This is a genomic window from Microbacterium sp. Bi128 (assembly GCF_918698205.1).
Genome location: NZ_CAKKMM010001389.1, coordinates 1 through 1,328, shown reverse-complemented (window position 1 = coordinate 1,328; position 1,328 = coordinate 1). Strand labels below are relative to the sequence as shown.

General features: G+C 70.9%; 1 protein-coding gene. It reads left to right on the top strand.

The genetic code is table 11. The features are described 5' to 3' along the window. Nucleotides 1–339: 339 nt before the first annotated feature. The coding region (locus LQV45_RS33045) for an ABC transporter permease (protein ID WP_374208364.1) at nucleotides 340–1,328 on the top strand (989 nt) is incomplete at its 3' end.

The following is a 1,328-nucleotide window of genomic DNA, read 5'->3' as shown; positions in this document are numbered from 1 at the left end:
ACAACGTCCACACGGCGTACGAGAACGATCCGGTCCTCGGCCCGATCACCAAGCAGTAGTTCCTTATCTGGGCGTCCGGTTCACCGGCCGCGCCAGAGTACAGAGCCCCGGCTCTCCCGCAAGGGAGGGCCGGGGCTTTTGCGTTGGCCGTGATGCGCTGGCGGTGGTGCGCCGGCTGGGACCTTGGCGGTGACCTTGCCTGCGGCGAGGCGCTTCACAGCGGAGACATAGCTTTGCGGGGAGGTTCGCACAGCGGCCCGTACCACTGTGGGACCAGCGCCGGGCATCGGGTCCGGCAGGAGATACCCCCAGAGACACCCAAGAAAAACTAGGAGCACCGTGAGCGTTCTTGCCCGGAGTGTAGGCAACGCCTTTCGAAACAAGGTCAGGACCGCCGCTGTGGTGGCGGTGCTGGCCGTAGCCATTGGACTTGCCCTGGCCCTGCTCGTGGCCAACCAGGCCGTCACCGGCAAGGTTGCCGAGCTGAACGCCTCGGTGGGCACGGTCCTGACCGTGAACCCCGCCGGCGGCCAGGGCTTCGAGGGCGGCGGCGAGCCGCTGACCTCGGCGCAGGCAGCGACGGCGGCGGCCGTCCCCAACGTCAGCAGCGTGGTCGGCACCAAGGCCCTGCGCCTGCGCAACGCCGCTGACATTGCCGCCGAGGCCGCGTCAGGACGGACAGGCCAAGGCGGCCCCGGCGGCCAGTCGGCCACCTCCGTCACCACGAGCCTCACGGCCGCCGTCGACGCCGGCACCCTCGGCAACCGTAACCAAGCCAGTACCGGCGCCTCCGGAAGCAGCACCTCGGGCAGTACCGGCAGCACCGCGCAGGCCGCGCCGGCGTTCTCGCTGCCCATCACGGCAACGGGCATCGGCGCCGAGGTGGACTCCACTGGCAAGGCCCTGCAGCTGACGCAGGGCACCGGCCTGGGCAACTACACCGCCGCGTCCACCGGCGCCCTGCTGGGCACCACCCTGGCCACCAAGAACGGCCTCAGCGTGGGCTCGACGTTCACCCTCGGGGACCAGAGCTTCACCGTCCGGGGGCTGTTCGACGCCGGGACCGCGTTCGGCAACAATGCGCTCTACGTGACGCTGCCGACCGCCCAGACCCTCGCCGCGATGGGCGCCGACGCCGTCGTCATCCGGCACTGGGCCTCCGGCGCCCCGCACCGGCTCGCCGCGACCGACTGGATCGACGCCGCCGTCATCAACGCCGGCGACGGCACCCACGAGCACCCCACCCAGGCGTTGCTGGACGCGTTCACGATGCGCCGGCACTGGTCGAAGCTGGCCGGCACGCCGTCTGCCGGTGCCGACCTCAAAGG